The organism is Okeania sp. SIO2F4 (genome assembly GCF_010672385.1).
Classification (GTDB): domain Bacteria; phylum Cyanobacteriota; class Cyanobacteriia; order Cyanobacteriales; family Microcoleaceae; genus Trichodesmium.
This window is the reverse complement of sequence record NZ_JAAHGT010000674.1, coordinates 1-5430: the sequence shown is the minus strand read 5'-3', so window position 1 is coordinate 5430 and position 5430 is coordinate 1. Positions and strand designations below refer to the sequence as shown.

Genomic DNA, 5430 nt, shown 5'->3' with positions numbered 1-5430 from the left:
CGGGTATAGCATTCTTTTTGAGAAATGGTATTACTTCTCCGTGTTCCCAGTTAAGTGTTCCCAGTTCCCTCTTTTCCGGAGTGGTCTAGTATATAACCGGATTCTATATAACGTGGTAAAAATTGGGTTGCTGTTGTGGCCAATGTGTTAGACAATTAGATTTTAAAAAAACTTTATACAGGACTCACAAAATTTGGTCTATTTTTGGTAAATACATCTGCCAAATTGGCAACCATTCCCGAATTATTTTGCTTATATTAAAAATATTAAACAAAACTAAAGTGCGACTCGTTGAAAGCTGGAAAAAATTTTCAGCGATAAGATTGCACCTCTGATGTATAGCCAAAGCGAAAAGGTTGATTATAGATCTTCGGTTAAAGTCGGAAATTATTTGTGACATCTTTAAAGTGAATTGGTATTACTTACATATAACTAATAAATAATCTCAAGAAATTTAGGAGTTGATTATGTCCTTAGAAAATGTTCAAGCTTTCTATGAAACAATAGTTGATGCTCAAGAATTTTTAGCTCAACTGCAAGCTACTCAAACTCAAGAAGAAGGAAAAAAAATCCTTGCAGAAGCTGGTTATGAGTTTAGCACTGAGGAGTAAGAAGAATATACATCCCAGATGTTAGAATCAACAGATGGTGAAAATAATGTGTTGGAGGAAATGAACTAAGAACAACTGGCAGCAGTTGTGGGTGGGTTATCAAGAATTCCTATACAGCCACAGCCAATGTATGGCATTATCTGGTGCCCTCCCAAACCTTGGCCTCCTGTACAGCCAATGTATGGTATTCCTGTTGATGAACCTCTTGTAATCAATAATTGGGAAACCAAGGAGGGAACTAAGTAGAAATTTTTTAGCCCCCCTTCCTGAGATCAAATCTGGTTGAATACTTAATTATATAGTTGGGAGAAATAGGGAGGTGGGGAGGTGGAGAGATGGAAGTATAGATAGAATTATAAACATATACTGTATAACTGTATTCTATATACAACAAGTTAATTTAACGATATAAAAAAATGACTTATCGCATCAGTTACGCTGTTTGGGAAATCACATTAAAATGCAATCTCGCTTGCCAACATTGTGGTTCTCGTGCCGGACATACCAGAACAAAAGAGCTTTCCACTGAAGAAGCTCTAGATATGGTGAAGCAATTAGCAGAAGTGGGAATTACAGAAGTAACTCTAATTGGTGGAGAAGCTTTTTTGCGCCCAGACTGGTTAGAAATTGCTAAAGCTATTACAGATGCAGGAATGATGTGTGGCATGACAACTGGGGGATTTGGCATTACCCTCGACACCGCCCGTCGGATGAAGGAAGCCGGTATTAGGGTAGTTTCTGTTTCTGTAGATGGTTTAGAAGCGACTCACGATCGCCTCCGAGGTAAAAAGGGTTCCTGGCAATGGGCTTTTAAAACTATAGGTAATTTAAGGGAGGCAGGTATTGCTGTCGGTTGTAATACTCAAATTAATCGCCTTTCTGCTCCAGAGTTTCCCCAAATTTATGAGCGTATTCGTGATGCGGGTGTCTTCGCTTGGCAAATTCAGTTAACTGTACCGATGGGGAATGCAGCAGATAATAGTGAGATTTTAATGCAGCCATACGAATTATTAGATTTATATCCTATGATCGCCCGTGTTGCTAAACGAGCGTACAAAGAAGGAGTGCAGGTTCAACCAGGAAATAATATTGGTTATTACGGTCCCTACGAAAGATTATTGCGGGGGCGGGGAAAAGATAATCCCTGGGCATTTTGGCAAGGATGTAATGCTGGGTTATCAACTCTAGGTATTGAAGCGGATGGTGCAATCAAAGGTTGTCCGTCATTACCAACTTCTGCCTATACTGGCGGTAATATCCGAGATTATTCACTGCGGACAATTATTGAAGAAACAGAAGAATTACGATTTAATTTGGGAGCAGATACTCCCCAGGGAACGGAGCATTTATGGGGTTTCTGCAAAGGTTGTGAATTTGCTCAACTTTGTCGTGGTGGTTGCAGTTGGACTGCTCATGTTTTCTTTGACAAACGAGGTAATAATCCTTACTGCCATCATCGAGCGTTAACTCAGGCAAAACAAGGAATTCGGGAAAGGGTTGAACTGAAGTATAAAGCAAGTGGAAATCCTTTTGATAATGGGGAATTTGCTCTGATTGAAGAACCTATTAATGCTCCTTGGCCAGAAAATGACCCTCTACATTTTACCAGCGATCGCATTCAATGGCCTGAAAGTTGGCAAGAAGAAAATGAGTCAACTCCTGAGTTAGTTGCTGTTAGTAAATCATCATAAATTCATTAAATATAATTATCATGTCTGGTATTAATTCTTCACAAAATATTCCTGCCAATCAAAATCTTGATCGTAAAGATGTATCTGAAATAGATGCTTCCAAACCATTGTTACCTCGTTCTGCTTGGAATAGCCAGGTGGCTTTTTTGAGAGCAATGTTTCGAGCTAAGAAAGCTTTGGATAAACTCAAGAATACTTAATATAGCAGTAGTTTCAGCCAAAGGCTGGATTTGATAGCAGGAATCTTCTATTTACCGAATAATTAAGGTTTAAAGCCTCTCCTTTAAAGGAGAAACAAGAAAAAATTTTCATGATTAGTCAATCCTCTGCTTTTCAAGCAGAGGTAATTATTAATTATTAATTATTAATTGTTGAAGCCTCCTGGGACGAATTCCTAAAGGTAGCTTCAGTCATTTTATTGACATAGGTATCGTCATCTCTGTCAAGCATAGAATGACTATTTTGTCAATTTGTTAATTGATGACACACCCTAGCTAAAATATGCTTTTTTGGGCATCCCACCTACCTCGATTATTTTTATTTGTTACTTATTATGTTATAATAAAACTGCAGTTTAGTTAGATTTCGATCAATTTAATTATGGCAACTATTATTGGTACAAATACTGGTGAAACCCTTAGAGGAAGTGCTTTTGGTGATGACATTTCAGGCAGAGGTGGAAATGACAACATCAGAGGCCGAGCAGGTGACGATCTGGTTAAAGGAAATGGCGGCAATGACACCTTAGCTGGGAACGGAGGAAGTGATACCCTGCGAGGTGGAAACGGCAATGATCAGCTTGATGGAGGAGGCGGACAAGATTTACTCCGAGGTGGCTATGGAAATGATGACCTGATTGGGAGTCGTGGAAACGATACTGTCAATGGTGGAGATGGCATTGACACCGCTAACTACGCAGATTTAGGGGAAGTCATTACCCTGCAAGCGGTTGGTGTGGTTGACAAAGGCAATGCTGGAACAGACCAAATTGAGAATATTGAGGTCATTGTTGGTGCTACAGGCGAAGATAACGTTATTGATGGTACTGTTTCCGGTGGCGCAACATCTGCGTTTGATATTGATTTATCGGCAGAAAGTCTAATTGTTACAGGAATTCCTGTTTTGGGAGATATTAACTTCACCGTCGAAAACTTTGTTAACGTCATTGGTACTTCCAACACTGATACAATCGTCGGAAACAGTAGTGACAACCTCTTTGGTGGTAGCGAAGGAAATGATACTCTCGATGGGGGAAGTGGTGATGATACCGTTGATTACAGCGATTTAGGTCAAGCTGTCACCCTTGAACGCGGAGGTGTCATCAACAAAGGTAGTGCAGGTACAGACAATATTCTAGACATCGAAACCATTATTGGGGCGGAAGGACGAGATAATGCCATTGATGGTTCGACTGGAATTAGCGCTCAAACTTCTTTTGTGGCTAACTTGGCAGGGGAAAGCTTCACTGTTAAAAATGTTCCTGGACTAGGCGATCTTAACTTTAATGTTGTTAACTTTGTCGATATTACCGGAACCTCCCAACGTGATGACTTAGTCGGTGATGGCCAAGAAAATGAACTCCGGGGTGAAGATGGAAGAGATACTCTTGTTGGTGGTGCTGGAGATGACCGCATTCTCGGTGGTAGAGGTCGAGACCGTTTAACAGGGGTCGATCCAAACAGTGCTAACCCCGGCGCAGGTGAGATTGATATCATTGACGGAGGTCGTGGTCGAGATACTATTGTTCTAGGTGATGGAAGCAATGTCTTCTACTCCTCCGATGGTAATAGCGACTTTGCAGATATCCAAGAATTCCAAACGGGTCGAGATACTATTGAACTGACTGGTAGTTCGGGAGACTACTTCTTCAACGACGATAACACCGCAATCTTCTTAAATGCTAATAATGACTTAATTGCTGAGTTTACAAATGGAGCATTTGATCCAACGACTGACCTCAGCTTTGTATAATCTTCAGGACTTACGCATAACCGCCATAGTAGGGGCGAATCGCGATTCGCCCCTACAAATAGTGTATAACTCCACTTTTTGCGTAATAGAAAATCCGGTTATACAGTAATTGCAAAATTACTTTCTCTGAATACAGATGTTCTATTGAATACAAATTATACAATTTCCAAGTACCAATAGTGCCAACCACGAGTTAGCGAGCTGATTTCAGCCTAACTATCAAAATGTTTAAAAAGCTTACCTGACAAGAAGTTTATAGTCTTTCATGCTTATTGGTAAACATGAAATCATATGCCTGAAAAATACGCTTTTGTAGCATTCCCAGTAATTAACAACTCAGTTATAAAACCCTTATCAGACAAAGCTTTTAGTTTTGGTTGACTTGGTGACAGCTTCTCTAGCATTAGGCCGTAAAGCGTGGAAAATTCTCCCCTGCTCCGTGTTCCCCTTCTGCCTTAACCAAGAATGAAACAGCCCAGCCCCAAGGAGGGCTGGGCTGTTTCAAAGTATCGTAGGTTATACCATTTCACAGAATTCTGAATTCAGAATTCAGAATTCAGAAGTTAGATTGGATAGGCTAAAAACTTTGACAAGAGAAAGGTTTGAGGCAATTATTTGACATTTAAAGTTTGAAACTATTTGTGACATCTTTAAAGTGAATTGGTATTAACGATTTAAAGAGAACAGGAGATGAGGGGATCGGAGAATAGGGAAATTTAGCAAAATTTGCTGATTTTTCAGTTTTAGAGTATCGTTAAACTCTGGCTAAATATCTGATTCAATTGGCTCAAATGACAACAATTCGTTGATTGACCTTCAAGAATAATTGATAAATTTGGCCGAAATCCTGACTATTTTGCCAAAATTTCCTATTTATACCCATCTCTCTATCTCCTTATCTGTTTTTCGCAAGAATGAAACAGCCCTACCCTCCTTGGGGGGGTTGACTTTTGAATTGTACGTAGCGCTATACTTAATCCTTTAAAGTCGAACGCATAGTAGGAAACATAATCACATCCCGAATACTTTGAGTATTAGTCAGCAACATCACCAGGATAGGGCAAAAAACCGAAGGGTGGAATTTCAGGTGGTTTTTCCGTAGCATCCTATTGATTACTAGGACAATAAAACTGGATTTACTGAGTTATCTAAGCATA

General features: G+C 39.7%; 5 protein-coding genes. All 5 read left to right on the top strand.

All coding sequences use genetic code 11. The features are described 5' to 3' along the window. Positions 1-467 precede the first annotated feature (467 nt). On the top strand, positions 468-611 hold the full coding sequence (locus tag F6K22_RS30210) for a Nif11-like leader peptide family natural product precursor (RefSeq protein ID WP_293106713.1): 144 nt from the start codon (positions 468-470) through the stop codon (positions 609-611). A gap of 87 nt (positions 612-698) precedes the next feature. Next, on the top strand, positions 699-857 hold the full coding sequence (locus F6K22_RS30205) for a hypothetical protein (RefSeq protein WP_293106710.1): 159 nt from the start codon (positions 699-701) through the stop codon (positions 855-857). Positions 858-1027: 170 nt separating this feature from the next. Then, positions 1028-2302, top strand: a complete 1275-nt coding sequence (locus tag F6K22_RS30200) for a nif11-class peptide radical SAM maturase 3 (protein ID WP_293106707.1) — start codon at positions 1028-1030, stop codon at positions 2300-2302. A gap of 20 nt (positions 2303-2322) precedes the next feature. Then, on the top strand, positions 2323-2502 hold the full coding sequence (locus F6K22_RS30195) for a hypothetical protein (RefSeq protein ID WP_293106705.1): 180 nt from the start codon (positions 2323-2325) through the stop codon (positions 2500-2502). 400 nt (positions 2503-2902) lie between these two features. Then, positions 2903-4273, top strand: a complete 1371-nt coding sequence (locus F6K22_RS30190) for a calcium-binding protein (RefSeq protein ID WP_293106702.1) — start codon at positions 2903-2905, stop codon at positions 4271-4273. Positions 4274-5430: the final 1157 nt, after the last annotated feature.

What these genes read in the sequence shown, in the direction of transcription:
- F6K22_RS30210 (WP_293106713.1), top strand. Translation starts at nt 468, where the DNA reads ATGTCCTTAGAAAATGTTCAAGCTTTCTATGAAACAATAGTTGATGCT.
- F6K22_RS30200 (WP_293106707.1), top strand. Translation starts at nt 1,028, where the DNA reads ATGACTTATCGCATCAGTTACGCTGTTTGGGAAATCACATTAAAATGC.
- F6K22_RS30195 (WP_293106705.1), top strand. Translation starts at nt 2,323, where the DNA reads ATGTCTGGTATTAATTCTTCACAAAATATTCCTGCCAATCAAAATCTT.
- F6K22_RS30190 (WP_293106702.1), top strand. Translation starts at nt 2,903, where the DNA reads ATGGCAACTATTATTGGTACAAATACTGGTGAAACCCTTAGAGGAAGT.